Annotated in this window: 13 protein-coding genes; 9 read left to right on the top strand and 4 right to left on the bottom strand. The window is 65.1% G+C overall.

Features of this window, described 5'->3' with window-relative positions:
- Positions 1–4 precede the first annotated feature (4 nt).
- Together MUB46_RS07945 and MUB46_RS07940 are read left to right on the top strand one after the other, a co-directional pair.
- Positions 5–703, top strand: a complete 699-nt coding sequence (locus tag MUB46_RS07945; RefSeq protein WP_261615351.1) for a 2OG-Fe(II) oxygenase — start codon at positions 5–7, stop codon at positions 701–703.
- 143 nt (positions 704–846) lie between these two features.
- Positions 847–3,168 carry a putative bifunctional diguanylate cyclase/phosphodiesterase gene (locus MUB46_RS07940; protein ID WP_261615350.1) on the top strand — a complete coding sequence of 774 codons (2,322 nt, stop codon included), beginning with the start codon at positions 847–849 and terminating at the stop codon, positions 3,166–3,168.
- Here the strand turns inward: MUB46_RS07940 and MUB46_RS07935 are convergent.
- Positions 3,137–4,327, bottom strand: a complete 1,191-nt coding sequence (locus MUB46_RS07935) for a coiled-coil domain-containing protein (protein ID WP_261615349.1) — start codon at positions 4,325–4,327, stop codon at positions 3,137–3,139. The two genes, MUB46_RS07940 and MUB46_RS07935, sit on opposite strands and share 32 nt — an antisense overlap.
- 116 nt (positions 4,328–4,443) lie before the next feature.
- Positions 4,444–5,025, bottom strand: a complete 582-nt coding sequence (locus MUB46_RS07930) for a DUF1134 domain-containing protein (RefSeq protein ID WP_261615348.1) — start codon at positions 5,023–5,025, stop codon at positions 4,444–4,446.
- A gap of 190 nt (positions 5,026–5,215) precedes the next feature.
- Here MUB46_RS07930 and MUB46_RS07925 point away from each other — a divergent pair, with 190 nt between their 5' ends.
- Entirely contained in the window at positions 5,216–5,683 is a 468-nt protein-coding gene (locus tag MUB46_RS07925; protein ID WP_261615347.1) for a YHS domain-containing (seleno)protein, read from the top strand.
- Positions 5,684–5,695: 12 nt separating this feature from the next.
- Here MUB46_RS07925 and cysQ read toward each other — a convergent pair whose 3' ends face one another.
- Entirely contained in the window at positions 5,696–6,523 is an 828-nt protein-coding gene (gene cysQ, locus MUB46_RS07920; RefSeq protein WP_425256223.1) for a 3'(2'),5'-bisphosphate nucleotidase CysQ, read from the bottom strand.
- A 219-nt stretch (positions 6,524–6,742) separates the two neighbouring features.
- On the opposite strand from cysQ, the gene MUB46_RS07915 reads away from it, so the two are divergent.
- From MUB46_RS07915 to MUB46_RS07890, 6 genes are all read left to right on the top strand, one after another.
- Entirely contained in the window at positions 6,743–7,417 is a 675-nt protein-coding gene (locus tag MUB46_RS07915) for a histidine phosphotransferase family protein (protein WP_261615346.1), read from the top strand.
- 166 nt (positions 7,418–7,583) lie between these two features.
- Entirely contained in the window at positions 7,584–10,469 is a 2,886-nt protein-coding gene (locus tag MUB46_RS07910) for a hybrid sensor histidine kinase/response regulator (RefSeq protein WP_261615345.1), read from the top strand.
- Positions 10,466–10,945, top strand: coding sequence for a chemotaxis protein CheW (locus tag MUB46_RS07905; RefSeq protein ID WP_261615344.1), 480 nt, complete (start codon positions 10,466–10,468; stop codon positions 10,943–10,945). Before MUB46_RS07910 ends, MUB46_RS07905 begins: the two co-directional genes overlap by 4 nt.
- Positions 10,946–11,012: 67 nt before the next feature.
- The gene (locus MUB46_RS07900; RefSeq protein ID WP_261615343.1) at positions 11,013–11,378 is read left to right on the top strand and encodes a response regulator; all 366 of its coding nucleotides are present in this window, start codon (positions 11,013–11,015) and stop codon (positions 11,376–11,378) included.
- 124 nt (positions 11,379–11,502) lie between these two features.
- Positions 11,503–12,600, top strand: a complete 1,098-nt coding sequence (locus MUB46_RS07895; protein WP_261615342.1) for a protein-glutamate methylesterase/protein-glutamine glutaminase — start codon at positions 11,503–11,505, stop codon at positions 12,598–12,600.
- Positions 12,597–13,460 (top strand): CheR family methyltransferase, encoded by an 864-nt coding sequence (locus tag MUB46_RS07890; protein WP_261615341.1) that lies wholly within the window; start codon positions 12,597–12,599, stop codon positions 13,458–13,460. Before MUB46_RS07895 ends, MUB46_RS07890 begins: the two co-directional genes overlap by 4 nt.
- A gap of 69 nt (positions 13,461–13,529) precedes the next feature.
- Here MUB46_RS07890 and MUB46_RS07885 read toward each other — a convergent pair whose 3' ends face one another.
- On the bottom strand, positions 13,530–14,681 hold the full coding sequence (locus tag MUB46_RS07885; protein ID WP_261615340.1) for a serine hydrolase domain-containing protein: 1,152 nt from the start codon (positions 14,679–14,681) through the stop codon (positions 13,530–13,532).
- Positions 14,682–14,809: the final 128 nt, after the last annotated feature.

Raw genomic sequence — 14,809 nt, 5'->3', positions numbered from 1 at the left:
TCGCATGAACGACCAGAGCCCTCTCGCAAACCATGCGGTCGCGCCGAATTCGGCCGACGAGATCCGCGAGACGATCATCCGCTCCTTCCGCGGCTCGGCGCACCATGACCGGCCCTATTCGCACTGGATCCTCGACGAGGTCATACCGCTGGCATCCGCCCGCATGATCCCCGAGCTGCCGTTTCCGGCGCCGGTGATCGACGACACCGAGGGCAAGCGCGACACCCACAATTCGACGCGGGTCTTCTTTTCGGAGGAGAACCAGGCGAAGTATCCCGTCTGCAAGGCGATCGCCGAGGCCTTGCAGCATCCCGAGACGGTCGCCGCCATCAAGGACGTGACCGGTGCGGATCTGGACGGGTCCTCGCTGAGAATCGAATATGCGCAGGACCGCGACGGCTTCTGGCTCGAGCCGCATACCGACATCGGCCCGAAGCGCATCACCTTCCTGCACTACCTGATCGATCTTCCCGGCGCCGAGACGCTGGGCACCGACATCTACGAGGACGACGAGGCCCATGCCCATGCCGGTACGTCGCCGGCCGCCTTCAATCAGGGGTTCGTCTTCGTGCCCGCCAAGAACACCTGGCACGGCTTCGAGAAGCGCACGATCCCCGGAATCCGCAAGTCGATCATCATCAACTATGTCGGCCCGGAATGGCGCAATCGCCAGGAACTCGCCTTCCCGAACGACCCGGTATAAAGCCGACTTTTAGAGTTTGCTTCGGGCATTCGTTAACCAGCTCGATTAATCCAATCTAAGGCCGCGCAGCATAGTATTTCGCCCTGGCGACCCGACCCGAGACGTCTCGGTTCGGAACGCTTCAAGCTGGCGACGGGAATGCTATGCCTGCGAAAAAAACAGAGTTCATTCGCGGCATCGCAGGCCGCGGCTACGGGATCATCCGCCGGATGGGTCCCAGCGACGCCATATTTCTGATCGTAACGGTGGTTGGCGTCGCCCTGTTCACCTGGCGGACCATTGACGGAACGCCTTACAATCCGGTCCTCGTCCTCGCACTTCGCGGCACCTTCCTGGCGTTCACCGTCTGGTACGTGCTGATCGGGGTGCGTCGCCGCCAGCTTCTCAGCTATTTCAGCGAAGCGATCGAGAAGACCCCCACGGCTTTTGCCATCTACGATGAACGTGACAGGCTGGTTGCGCGAAACCGCGCCTACGAACTGGCTCACGGATCGGCGTTCGACCACCTGCGCGAACCGATCCACTACAAGGACGTGGTCGAGGCCGCCTGCCCTCCGACATTGCCGCCAGCCGTACAGCGGCGGGAAAAGGACCTCAGCCTCTACCACCATCGTCACGCGACCGGGAAGCCCTTCGACCGGCTCTACTCCGACGGACGATGGCTACGGGTTATCAAGGCGCGCACGGCAAGCGGCGCCAATGTGGGCGTCGGCATCGACGTCACGGAACTCTACGAGGCCAAGGCCGCCGCAGACCGCGAGCACTCCCGCTTTCGCGGACTGGCGGAAACCCTTCCGATCGGCATCTGGCATTTCGATTCCGAAGGCCGCACCATCTTCGTCAATCGCGACCTGCTCGACCTGTTCGACCTCTCGGGCCAGACCGACATCGCCAACGTCGCCGCCCCGTATTTCATTGCCGCGCATGTCGAGGGTTTCGACCCGGCCCAGCTCAACGACGACAACAACAAGCTGGGCAATCTGGCCATTCGCACGCGCGACGGCCGCACCCGCCACGTTATCATCCGCACGTCCGCCCTGCCCGCCGAGGCCCCCGGGCTCGGCGAGACGATCATGTCGTTCATCGACGTGACGCCGCTGAAGGAAGCCGAACGCCGCATCGACTATCTCGCCCATCGCGACATGTTGACCGGCGCCCGCAATCGTGCCGCCTTCGCCCAGGCGATCGAGACCGCCGCCGACATCAGCACCGATGACGATCCCTGCTGGATACTGTCCATGGATCTCGACGACTTCAAGCCGATCAACGATCAGTTCGGCCATGCCGTCGGCGACACGCTGCTCAAGGAGGTCGTGAACCGCATCGAGACGATCGGCAGCCCGGATTCCTTTCTCTACCGCCTCGGCGGCGACGAGTTCTGCATCATGCTGATGGGCCTGTCCCGGCCGCAGGTCGAGGACGTCGCGATAGCCATCCTCCAAGCGATCGACCATCCCTTTCAGCTCGGCCACAACCGGATCTGCGTTGCCGCGAGCATCGGCATCGCCGCGATACCGCTCGACGCCACCGACGCCGACTCCGCGCAGCGCTACGCCGACCTCGCCCTCTATTCCGTCAAGAAGCGGCCCGGCGGAGGCGGCGGCTATGCGTTCTTCACGAAGGAACTCGCCGAACGCGACCTGCAGGAACGCATCATGACGCTCGACCTGTCACGGGCGCTGGCGGGCAACGATTTCGAGTTCGCGTTCCAGCCGATCTTCCGGCGCGCCGATCGCGCCGTCGTCGCCATCGAGGCGTTGTTGCGCTGGACCAATCGGCGCACCGGCGAGATGGTTCCGCCCGCCCGCTTCATCGCGGCGGCGGAGCGCTCGGGCATCATCAGCCGCATCGACCACTGGGTGTTCGCCCGGGTCGCGGCCTATGTTTCGGGTCTTGTGACACGGGGGATCGCGCCGCCGCTCACGATGATCAACATGTCGCCGCTGACGCTTGAGGAGGCCGGTTTCATCGCCGGTATCGACCAGATCCTGCGAAAATTCCCCGATATCGGCGGGCATCTGTGCATCGAGATCACCGAAGGCGTCATGGTCGATGATCGCGTCAGGCTCCGCGAGACCTTCCGGAAACTCGGCGACCGCGGGATCCGGACGGCCATCGACGATTTCGGTACCGGCCAGACCTCGGTTGCATTGCTGCGCGACATCCCGGTCGGCTTCATCAAGATCGACCGCAGCTATGTCGCAGGCCTCGAGACCGATCCCCAGGCGATGGCGATCGTCGCGACCATCGTCCGGCTCAGCCGCGACTTGGGCATACGGGTCATCGGCGAAGGGGTGGAGACGCAGGAGCAGCTGTCGGCGCTGGAGACCGCGGGATGCGATCTCATCCAGGGGTACCTGTGGAGCCGGCCGATCGCTGCCGCCGAAGTCGAAGCCCTGCTCGAGAGGGCGGACGCGACGGACCCGCCGACGGCTACTCACCCGGTGTCAGATCGGCTTCCTTGATACGCTCGGCAAGCGGTGTCCGCGCGCCGCCGGACCGACCCGCGCCAGTCTTGCGCGAAGGGACCCTTTGGCCGTCGGGCGAAACCGCGTCGATCAGGGCGCGCACCTCGTCGTCGCCCTGTTCCGCCGCCTGCCGTGTAATGCGGGCCGCCAGATCGGCGATGCTCTCGCGCAACTGCGCGGCATCCCCGTCTCCCATGGCGGCGGCCGATGACGCGGCGCCGCTCGTGCCGCCACGCTGACCCAGCCGCGCGATTTCCCGGTCCTTGATCTCGAGCTTGGCCTCGAAATCAGCGATCACCTTCTTGAGCGCGGCCCGCTCTTCCTCGAGTATCTTGATGTCTTCGTCCTGCTTCAGCTGTTTCAGCGCCGCCGCCGACAGGGCGGCGGTCTTCTCGGCCACGCGTTCGCGCTGGGCCTCCAGAAGCGCCTGCAGTTCCTTGGCGCGCTTGCGCCGTTCGAGCGAAACGTCGCGCCGGCGGGCGACACGCGAATTCAGAAGCGCGATGCGGGCTTCCCGTCCCTTGAGCGCGCCGGACAGCTCGTCGACCGCCGATCCGCGTTCTTCCGCTTCGATCGCGCGCGTCGCAAGCTCGGCGCGCATCTCTTCGATCCGGCTCTTGTGGTTTTCGAGTTGCGTCTTCAGGGCGGCGATCTCGACCTTGCGGCTGTCGGCCAGCCCGGCCGCCTCGGTGAGCTGCGCGCGAACCTCGCGCAACGTGTCATTCCCTTCCGAGATGAGGTGCTGCTTTTCCTTCAATGACGCTGTCTGGGACGATATCTGCCGCTCGAGCCCGAGCACCGTTCCCTGCAATTCCTCGATTCGCTCGTCCTGCTCGGCGATGGCCAGCTCGCGCGCGTCGAGCTCCGCTTCCAGTTCGTTGACGCGACCCTGCCGGCGGCCCAGCTCAATCTCGCGTTCGGCGGCAAGGCCCTTTTCTTCCTCGTAGCGGACCTCGACCTTGCGCAACTGAACGGCGTAGTCGGCGCGAATGAGATCCTTCTCGGACTGGATCTCGGCCATGGACAGCGGAGTCGTCGCGCGAATGCGCTCCTCGATAAGACGCGCCGCGCGCCTCCAGATGACCGGGATCACCAATAGCGCTAGCAAGGTGGCGACAAGCGCGCCGAGTGCGAAGACGACGATGTTTTCGATCATATGTCGACCAGCGCCCGACGGGACGCATACGAAACACTTGCTGCCAGTGCTCGCGCAATGACGGTAGCCAGTAAAGTAACCGGTCGGGACGCTACACTCCAGCGCCGAATTTTCGGCTAGAACGGATTCCAGGTCGCCTGACGGGTCATCTTCAGATAGCCGACATTGACGCCGAGCCGCGCCCCCAGCCCCGCCCGTATCGGCGCGATGACGATATCGTGGTTGCTGTAGACGGAAACTCCGAAACCGGCGACCAGATAGGCCGAGCCGTTCACACCGGCGAAGTACCGGTAGATCGACTCCGTGTCCGGCAGATTGTAGACGAGCATCATCGTGCGCGCGCCGTCGCCGCCGAAATCCCAGCCGATCGTCGGCCCTTGCCAGAAAACCTTGTGCTGGCCTGCGTTCTTCGTGTTCAGGACGCCCTCGCCGTAGCGCAGACCGGCGACGAAAGCACCGCTCCCCTCCTCGCCGAGAATGTAGCCGTTGGGCCGCCCCTGGTTGGAGAACAGGTACTCGATCGATTGCGCCAGGCCCTCGCTGAGCTGTCCGAAGAAGGAATGCCCGGCGTCGACGATTTCGTCCATGCTGTAGGTGCCCGGCTCCGTTCCGGACTGCGCCAGCAAACGGGTCGGCAGTGCCGTCCCGCCGGCCAGCGCCGCGAGCCCCAGGAGGACTGAACGCCGCGTTTCGGTCATGTCGATACCCTCCGCATTCAATCGCCCCACGCCGTCGGCCCCCAGTCTTCAACCGGCCGCCATTTTCATGCCGACCACCGTCTTCATGCCGGCATGACCGCGTTAACCGGGCCGTTAACCGACACGGTGGCAGGATCGCGACAACCGACTCACGCCACCGCCTATGTTCTGCAAAGAGATGGTTAACAATATGTCTTCAATCGGCCGTTTCGTTGCACTGCTCGTCCTGATCGCCCCCGTTCTGGCGATATCCGGACCGGCGCGCGCGCTCGAGAACGGACATTTCGTCTTCGATCCGGCGACCGGCTTCGCCGCCAACGGCAACGATCCAGTGGCCTATTTCGTCGACGGCGCGATTCGCGAGGGAGATCCCGACTACGAAGCGCGGTGGGGCAAGGTCGCCTGGCGCTTCGTCAACGAAGGCAACCGTGACGCCTTCGTCAGGGATCCGCTGGTCTATGCGCCCGGCTTCGGCGGTCGCTGCCCTGTGGCGCTCGCCCGCGGCTATCCCGCCGAAGGCAACCCGCGCCTTTGGTCTGTCTACGAGGAACGCCTCTATTTCTTCTATTCCCAGGAACACATGCAGGCGTTCGCCGACGATCCCGATCAGATCCTCGCCGAGGCCCGGCAGAGCTGGAACAAGCAGTTTCCCTATTGAACAGGAAAACGGCTAGACCGGCTTCCGTCCCCAGGCGATGAAGGCCGGATTGTCGTAGCCGCGCTCGCGCTTGGCATATCGCAGCGCAAGTCCGTCAGTCGTCAGCACGCAGCCGCCGGCGGCTCTCAGAACCGCATGGCCCGCCGCCGTATCCCATTCCATCGTCCGGCCGAAGCGCGGGTAGACGTCGGCCTCGCCACGCGCGATCAGACAGAACTTCAGCGACGATCCGGCGCTCCGCGTTTCCGTGACGCCGTGGCTTTCGAGAAAGGCATCCGTCTCCGCGTCCCGGTGCGACCGGCTGGCGACCGCGACGAGTCCGGCCGCGGGAACCTCCCGCGTATGGATCGGCTGCCAGTCCGCCGCCGCGATCGGTGCGTCCTTCGCGAGCATCGCCGTGCGCCCTGAAGCCGGCCCGTCGGCAACCGCCATCATGCCGAGCGCCGGCGCGTAGACCACCCCGGCCACCGGCTCGCCGTTCTCGACCAGCGCGATGTTGACCGTGAACTCGTCGCGCCGGTTGACGAATTCCCTGGTACCGTCGAGCGGATCGACGAGGAAGAAACGCGCGCCGATTTCGGGAATGTCGCCCTCCGATGCCGCCTCCTCGGCGATGACCGGGACGTCCGGGGCGATCTCGGCGAGGCGCTTCAGGATCACCGCTTCGGCGCGCCGGTCGGCTTCGGTGACGGGCGAATCGTTGTCCTTCTGCTCGACCGCGAATTCGGTACCGTAGACGTCGAGGATTTCGCTCCCCGCCTCCAGCGCGATCGTCGCGAGCATGTCTCCCAGTGCCCTGTCGCCGAGTGTCGGCAATCCGGTATTCGTGTCCTGACGCATAGTCTTGCTCGCTCGTTACGGTTCGCCGTCCCGACGGTTCGCCGTGTCGGCGGTTGTCGCGTTGGTCGATTGGCGCGGCTGATAGCAGATCGCGGCCGGTCAGCCCACCCCGCGCGCCGCCGCTTCTTGTCGGAGTCGACTCGGCGATGTAACACTCGCGGCCTTTCAGGATACCGGCCCGGTGATTCCGGCGGCCGGCAAACGGGAGGCGGACCCCGTATGACGACAGACCCGGTAGCCATGAGCGACCTCGACCTTGCCGCGCTGATGTGCAGCAAGCTTTGCCACGACGTGATCAGCCCCGTCGGAGCGGTCACCAACGGCTTCGAAGTACTCGAGGACGAAAAAGACGAGTCGATGCGCGAGATGGCGCTCGACATCATCCGCAACAACGCGGCCAAGGCGTCGGCAAGGTTGCAGTTCCTGCGTCTTGCTTTCGGCGCCATGGGCGGGGCCGGCGACCGCTTCCCGGTCGAGGAGGCGCGAAAGCTCACCGAGAACCTCTATGCCGGCGAGAAGGCCACCATCGACTGGAAGGCGCCGCCCGACAGCCTGCCGAAGGATCAGGTCAAACTACTGGTCAATCTCGTGGTCCTCGCCGTCTCGATGATTCCGCGCGGCGGCACGGTGACGGTGGACGTCATCCGGGAAGGCGCCGGCGGCGCCATCATCAGTGACAGCGAAGAGGTGTCGTTCCGGATATCTGCGACCGGCAGCCACGCCGTGCTTTCGGATACGACCCGCGGGATCTTCGAGGGTGTCGTGCCCGAAGAGGGGCTCGATGCCCGATCCGTCCAGGCCTATTACGCCTACCGCTTGGCCAGTTCCCTCGACATGCCGGTATCGTTCGAGGTCGACGCGGATACGATCCGTATCGCAGCCGACAAGAGCTGACGCCGCCGCGTGACGGCCGGGCGCGACCATCGCGCCCGGTGCGGCCGATACTGCGTTCAACCTGCGGCCAATGCCGCATTTCAAGCAATGTTAACTGTCGCTCCTTCAGAGTGGTCTCACGGCTGTATGGCCGGCATCTTCGGTGCAGACCCAGAAAGGGCGCGAAATGGACGATCTCGTCAGTGAGTTCCTGACCGAGACGAACGAGAGTCTCGAGATTATCGACGTCGAGCTCGTCAAGTTCGAACAGGAACCAAACAACGCTCGTATCCTCGACAACATTTTCCGGCTCGTTCACACGATCAAAGGCACCTGCGGCTTCCTGGGGCTGCCGCGGCTGGAGGCGCTGGCACACGCTGCGGAAACGGTCATGGGCCGGTTCCGCGACGGCGTTCCCGTAACGCCGGGGGCCGTGACCCTGATCCTGGCCTCGATCGACCGGATCAAGGACATCATCACTGTTCTGGGGGAGACGGGTCAGGAGCCGGAGGGTTCCGATACCGACATGATCGCCAGGCTGGAGGAAATGGCGCTCGAGGCGCCCGCGCCGGCCGCCGCCACCGCCGTCCCCGGCGACGCCCTCGCCGAGGCTGCCGCCGAAGCCTGCGAACCCGAACCGGTTTTAATCGAGACGGCCGAGCCCGCCCTGGTGGTGCAGACCCTGGAGCGCGAGTTGCGTCCCGGCGAGGTCTCGCTCGACGAGCTCGAACGCGCCTTCCGCGAAACGCCTGGTCCGGAGACCGAGACGGCGGAAGCCGAAGCGCCCCCAACCATCGAAGAAGAACCGGAAGACGTAGCGCCGGTCGCCCAGAACGACTCCGATCGCGGAAAAGCCCCTGCAAACCGGGAGGGGAACGAGTCCGCCCGTGGCGACACTCCGGTGAAATCGCAGACCATTCGCGTCGCCGTCGACACGCTGGAGCATCTCATCACGACCGTCAGCGAGCTGGTTCTGACCCGCAACCAGCTCCTCGAGATCGTCCGTCGCCACGAGGATTCGGAATTCAAGGTTCCACTGCAGCGGCTCTCGAACGTCACCGCCGAGCTGCAGGAAGGCGTCATGAAGACGCGCATGCAGCCGATCGGAAATGCCTGGCAGAAACTGCCGCGCATCGTCCGTGACCTTGCGCTCGAGCTGGACAAGCAGATCGAGCTGGAAATGGTCGGCGCGGAGACCGAACTCGACCGCCAGGTGCTCGAGCTGATCAAGGATCCGCTGACGCATATGGTTCGCAATTCGGCTGATCACGGCCTCGAATTGCCGGAACAGCGCAAGACCGCGGGCAAGCCCAAGGTCGGCAAGGTGCGCCTGGCCGCGTATCACGAAGGCGGCCATATCATCATCGAGATCGCCGACGACGGTCGCGGCCTCGATTCCACGAAAATCAGCAAGAAGCTGCTCGAGAAGGGCCTCGTGACCGAGGCCGAGCTGGAGAAGATGAGCGAGGCGCAGATCCATCGCTTCATCTTCAATCCGGGCTTCTCCACCGCCGAGAAGGTCACCAGCGTTTCCGGCCGCGGCGTCGGCATGGACGTGGTGAAGACCAATATCGAGCTGATCGGCGGCACCGTCGACGTCAAGTCGGTGCAGGGCGAGGGCTCCGTCTTCACGATCAAGATCCCGCTGACGCTCGCGATCGTGTCGGCGCTCATCGTCGAGTCGTCCGGTCAGCGCTTCGCCATTCCGCAGCTCGCCGTCGTCGAGCTGGTGCACACCGGCTCGGGCTCGGCCACGCGGATCGAGCGCATCAAGGACACGCCCGTCCTGCGGCTGCGCGACGAATTGCTGCCGCTCGTCGGCCTGTCGAGCGTGCTCGGCCTGCCGCCGAAGATGCGCCTCGTCGCCAATAATGAAGCCGGGGCCGACAATGACGTCAGGGCCGACAACGAGGCCAGGGACGCCACCGGCCAGACGGCCGCCGGCACGGCGACCGACGGACGCGCCGATACGAAAGTCGCCGATACGAAAGTCAACGATACCGACGGCTTCATCGTTGTGCTGCAGGTCGGCTCGCATCGGTTCGGCATCGTCGTCGACGCGGTCTTCCATACCGAGGAAATCGTCGTCAAGCCGATGTCGAGCATGCTGCGCAGCATCGCGGCCTTCTCCGGCAACACCATCCTGGGCGACGGCTCGGTGATCATGATCATCGACCCCAACGGCATCGCCAAGGAGGTTCGCACCGACGTCGCCGCCGAACTGGAGCGCGATAGTCTTGAAGACACGGCGGCCTTGCGCGACGAGACCGTCTCGATGCTCCTGTTCCGGGCCGGCTCGGCCGCGCCGAAGGCGGTGCCGCTGTCGCTTATCACCCGCCTCGAGGAGATCGAGGTCGACCGCATGGAGCACGCCAACGGCCGCAGCCTCGTTCAGTATCGCGGCCGCCTGATGCCGCTCGTCCACGTCAATGACACCGTCGAGCGCCGCACCGAAGGCTCGCAGCCGATGATCGTCTTCACCGACAACGGCCGCTCCATGGGCCTGGTGATCGACGAAGTCGTCGATATCGTCGACGACCGCCTCGATATCCAGATTCCCTCGGAGACCCCGGGAATTCTCGGCTCCGCCGTGATCCGCGGATCCGCCACCGAGGTCATCGACGTCGCCCACTACCTGCCTATGGCGTTCGAGGACTGGTTCCATCGCAAGGAGACCGGAGCGGTTCCCGAAGACACCCGGATCATGCTCATCGACGACAGTCCGTTCTTCCGCAACATGATCGCCCCGGTCCTGAAGTCGGCCGGCTACCGGACCATCGTCTGCGAGAGCGCGATGGAGGCGTTGCAGCGCCTCGAAGCCGGCGAGCCTGTCGACGTCGTGGTCAGCGACATCGAGATGCCGGAGATGAGCGGCTACGAGCTGGCCGAGCGGCTTTCCGCCACCGGCAAGTTCAAGGACTTGCCGATCGTGGCGCTGTCGTCGCTCGCCAGCCCCGAAGCAATCGAGCGCGGCCGCAAGGCCGGTTTCCATGACTATGTGGCGAAGTTTGACCGGACCGGCCTTCTGGAAAGCCTGAAGGAAATGGCACGTCCGATGGGAGAGGCAGCATGAGCGAGACGGTTCGCGAAGAGAACCACGACCAGGGTGCGTCCTGCGACTACATCACCGTTACGATCGGATCGCAGTTGTTCGGACTGCCGATCGAGGGCGTCCACGACGTGTTTCGCCTCACCGGCATGACGCCGGTGCCGATGTCGCGCAAGGAGATTGCCGGCGTCCTGAACATGCGCGGCCGCATCGTCACCGCCATCGACATGCGCCGCCGCCTCGACCTGGAGGAGCGCGAGGTGAACGAGGCGCCCATGGCTGTCGGGATCGAGCATGGCGGTGAATCCTACGGCCTGGTGATCGACGAGGTCGGCGATGTCCTCAGGCTGCCGATCGCCAATATCGAGCCGAACCCGGTGAACCTTGATCCGCGTTGGGCACGGGTGTCGTCCGGCGTCCAGCGGCTCGAGAACACCCTTCTCGTGATCCTCGACGTCGCTCGGATCCTCGACATGGATCACGAAGCGATCGCTGCCTGAGCGTAACCAATTTGTAGGGATGCACGGATAAGCTGAACCAGGTTATCCAAATCCGGAGCATTTGGAGATGAAGAACTGTCTCGTCGTGGATGACTCCAGCGTCATCCGAAAGGTCGCTCGCCGGATCCTGGAGGAACTCGGTTTCTCGGTCACGGAAGCGGAGGACGGTGCGCAGGCGCTGCAAGCCTGTCGGTACGCGATGCCCTACGCCATCCTGCTCGACTGGAACATGCCCGTCATGGACGGCTTCGAGTTCCTCAAGCAGTTGCGGCAGATGGAGGATGGCGGTGAGCCGAAGGTCGTGTTTTGCACCACCGAGAACGACATCGCGCAGATCGCCCGCGCGCTGAAGGCCGGCGCCAACGAGTACATCATGAAGCCGTTCGACCGGGATATCGTCGAGGCGAAGTTCGCCGAAGCCGGAATCCTCTGAAGACCCTCCGCCTGCGGAAGCGGCTCATTCCAGGTTTGCGTATCCGAGTACGAACGTGTCCATACAGAGTTCCGCCCGCATAGGGTCCGCACCGCCGCCTTCCGCAAACGCACCGATCCGCGTCATGGTCGTCGACGATTCGGCCGTCGTGCGCGGCCTCGTGGCGCGGTGGCTCGGCGAAGTGCCGGATATCGAAGTCGTGTCCACTCAACGGAACGGCCGGACGGCGCTCGACGCGCTCGACGCGACCTATCCGGACATCATCGTCCTCGACATCGAGATGCCGGAGATGGACGGCCTGACCGCCCTTCCGCAAATCCTGTCGAGGAAGCCCGACACGGCCGTCATCATGGCCTCGACGCTGACGCGCCGGAACGCCGAGATCAGCCTCAAGGCGCTGTCGCTCGGAGCCCGGGACTACATCCCCAAGCCCGAGGCGCAGCACGGCATGGTGACCGCCGACGATTTTCGGCGCGATCTCCTCGAGAAGATACGGGCTCTCGCCCCCCGCAGGCCGAGAGAGCGCAGGACGGTTCCGCCCGCGAGCCGGGAGTCCGCACCCGCCGCGACGACGCCCCGGCCGAGAACCCTGGCGACACCGGAGCCCGCCCCGATCATCCTGCGGCGCCCGTCGGCGGTGCGCCCGCGCGTCATCGTCATCGGCAGTTCGACGGGCGGACCGCCGGCGCTGACCGCCGTCCTGCAGACGCTCGGCGGCGATGGCGCCGATGTGCCGATCCTGATCACCCAGCACATGCCGCCGACATTCACGGGGATCCTCGCCGAGCATCTTGCCCGCGCGAGCGGACGACCCGCCGCCGAGGGCCAGGACGGCGAACCGATTGCCGCCGGCCGCATCTATGTGGCGCCCGGCGGCCGTCACATGGTTGTCGAGCCGGGAGCCATACCGACGATCCGTCTCACCGACGATCCCCCGGTCAACTATTGCAGGCCGGCCGTCGATCCTCTCTTCGAGTCGGCGGTAAAGGTGTACGGCGCGGCGACACTCGCCGTCGTTCTGACCGGAATGGGACATGACGGTGCCGAAGGCGCCCGCGCTGTCGCGCAGGCCGGCGGAACCGTGATCGCGCAGGACGAAGCGTCCAGCGTGGTCTGGGGGATGCCCGGGGCAACGGCCCGTGCCGGCGTCTGTTCCGCGATCCTCCCGCTCGACCGCATTCCCGGCCAACTTTCCAGGTACCTGAAGGGGATCAAGGCATGACGCCCCAAGAATATGATTATCTTCGCGATTTCCTTCGCGGTCAGTCCGGCCTCGATCTCTCCGACGACAAGCGCTACCTCGTCGAGGCGCGCCTCGGCCCGGTTGCCCGGCGGGCCGGGATCGCCGATCTTTCGGCACTGATCGGGGCCCTCAAGCTCGGCGGCGATATGAAGCTCCGCACGAGCGTCGTGGAGGCGATGACGACCAACGAGTCGTCCTTCTTCCGCGATCGGACGCCCTTCGATCACTTCAAGGACGTCATCGTCCCGCACATGCTCCAGAAGCGGGCGACGAAGCGCGGGATAAAGGTGTGGTGCGCGGCCGCCTCGACAGGCCAGGAGCCCTATTCGCTGGCGATCTCCAGTCGCGAGGACTCCCGGCTCAACGCTTGGCATCTCGACATCCTGGCAACCGACATCGCCGAGACGGTGATGGATCGCGGTAAGGCCGGCATCTACAGCCAGTTCGAGGTGCAGCGCGGCCTGCCGATCCAGCTCCTGGTGAAGTATTTCACCCAGCAGGGCGACATGTGGGAACTGGATCCGTCGATCCGCCGCATGGTCCGCTGGCAGAAGCAGAACTTGCTCGCGAACTTCACGGCGCTGGGGCGTTTCGACGTCGTCTTCTGCCGCAACGTCCTGATCTATTTCGACCGGCCGACGAAGACCGAAGTGCTGTCGCGCATCGCCGACGCCCTCGAACCCGACGGCTACCTGATCCTTGGCGCCGCCGAGACGGTCGTCGGGCTCAGCGACCGCTTCGAAGCACAGCCGAACTGTCGCGGCCTGTATCGCCCGCTGCCGAAATCCGCTGTGGTGCCCGCGATGCCCGGGCTGCGCGCCGTCGGCCAGGTCGCCTGAACACCCGGGCCTCTCAGAGGGCCGCCTCCCCCGGCGGCCCCGCCTACGGCTGCACGGCGGGCTCAGCTCTTAAGCCGCGTTGTCGTAGACGCCCGCTTCGAACCGCTCGTAGAGACGTATGAACGCCGGGTCGGCGAAGGGCAGCATCTGCGTCATGATGAGCCCGGCCACATCCGTCTTCGGATCGAACCAGAAGTGGCTGTTGAGCACCCCCGCCCAGGACTGGGAACCCGCCCTGCGCATGCCGGGCACGTCCTCCTCCATCCGCATGAAGCCGAAGGAATGGGTCTTCTCGCGCCCGGGGAAGAACTCGGTATCGGCGGTGACGGGCGGGGCGACCGTCTTCATCAGCCCGACCCGCAGATCCCCGATCTGGTTGGCGAGCATGTGGTCGAGCGCGCCCTCGCTGAGGATCCGCTGGCCGTCGAGTTCGCCCCGGTTCAGGAACATGCGCAGGAAGCGCAGGTAGTCCGGCGCCGTCGAATAGAGCGCATGCCCCATGCCGTAGAACTCGGGGTTGGCCGGCGGCGACAGCTCGAAGTCGACGAAGCTGCCGTCCTCGCCGCGTGCGCGCACGCTCGCCAGTCGATCCTTCATCGCTGCCGAGACCTCGAAGCCGGTGTCGGGCATCGACAGCGGCCCGAATATCTCGTCGTGGCAGAACCGGTCGATAGACCGCCCGTCGACCGCTTCGACGACCTTGCCGAGCCAGTCGATGCCGATGCCGTAGTCCCAGCGCTCTCCCGGATCGAACGCCAGCGGATAGTGGAGCGAGGCATTGAGCCCCGAGATGATTGTCGGGTGCCCGGCGATCTCCATGTAGGAGGGGATCATCGAGTTCCAGAACTCGTAGACGAAGCCGGATGTGTGGGTGGCCAGGTGCCGGACCGTGGCTTTCGTCCTGGGTGCGCGCAGGATCGGCTTGCCGCCCTCGATGCCCTCGAGCACCTGGATTCTCGAGAAGTCCGGCAGAACCGCCTCGACCTCGGTATCCATGCTCAGCTTGCCGCGATCGATCAGGATCATCGCCGCCGTCGAGCCGATCGCCTTGGTCATCGAGAAGATGCGGAAGACCGTATCGGTCGTCGCGTCGGCGCCCGGCGAACGCTGCCCCGCCGCGCCGGACCAGGTCATCCCGTCCGAATTCCCGGTCATCGCGACCAGGAACGGCGCTTCGCGGTCGGCCACCGCCTTTTCCAGCAATGCATCGAGATCGGTCATCGCGGGTCCCCCCTGTTGGTTTTTCGGGGACAGCCTGACACACGGGCACGGATCCCGAAAGTGGGCGGCGCGCGGTCAAAAAAAAGCCCCGTCGGACCGACGAGGCTCTTTTCTGTTGCCTAGAGAAA

This window comes from Microbaculum marinisediminis, from assembly GCF_025397915.1.
Classification (GTDB): Bacteria; Pseudomonadota; Alphaproteobacteria; order Rhizobiales; family Tepidamorphaceae; genus Microbaculum; species Microbaculum marinisediminis.
Note: the sequence above shows the minus strand (reverse complement) of the source record. Positions and strands in the feature narration are given on the sequence as shown.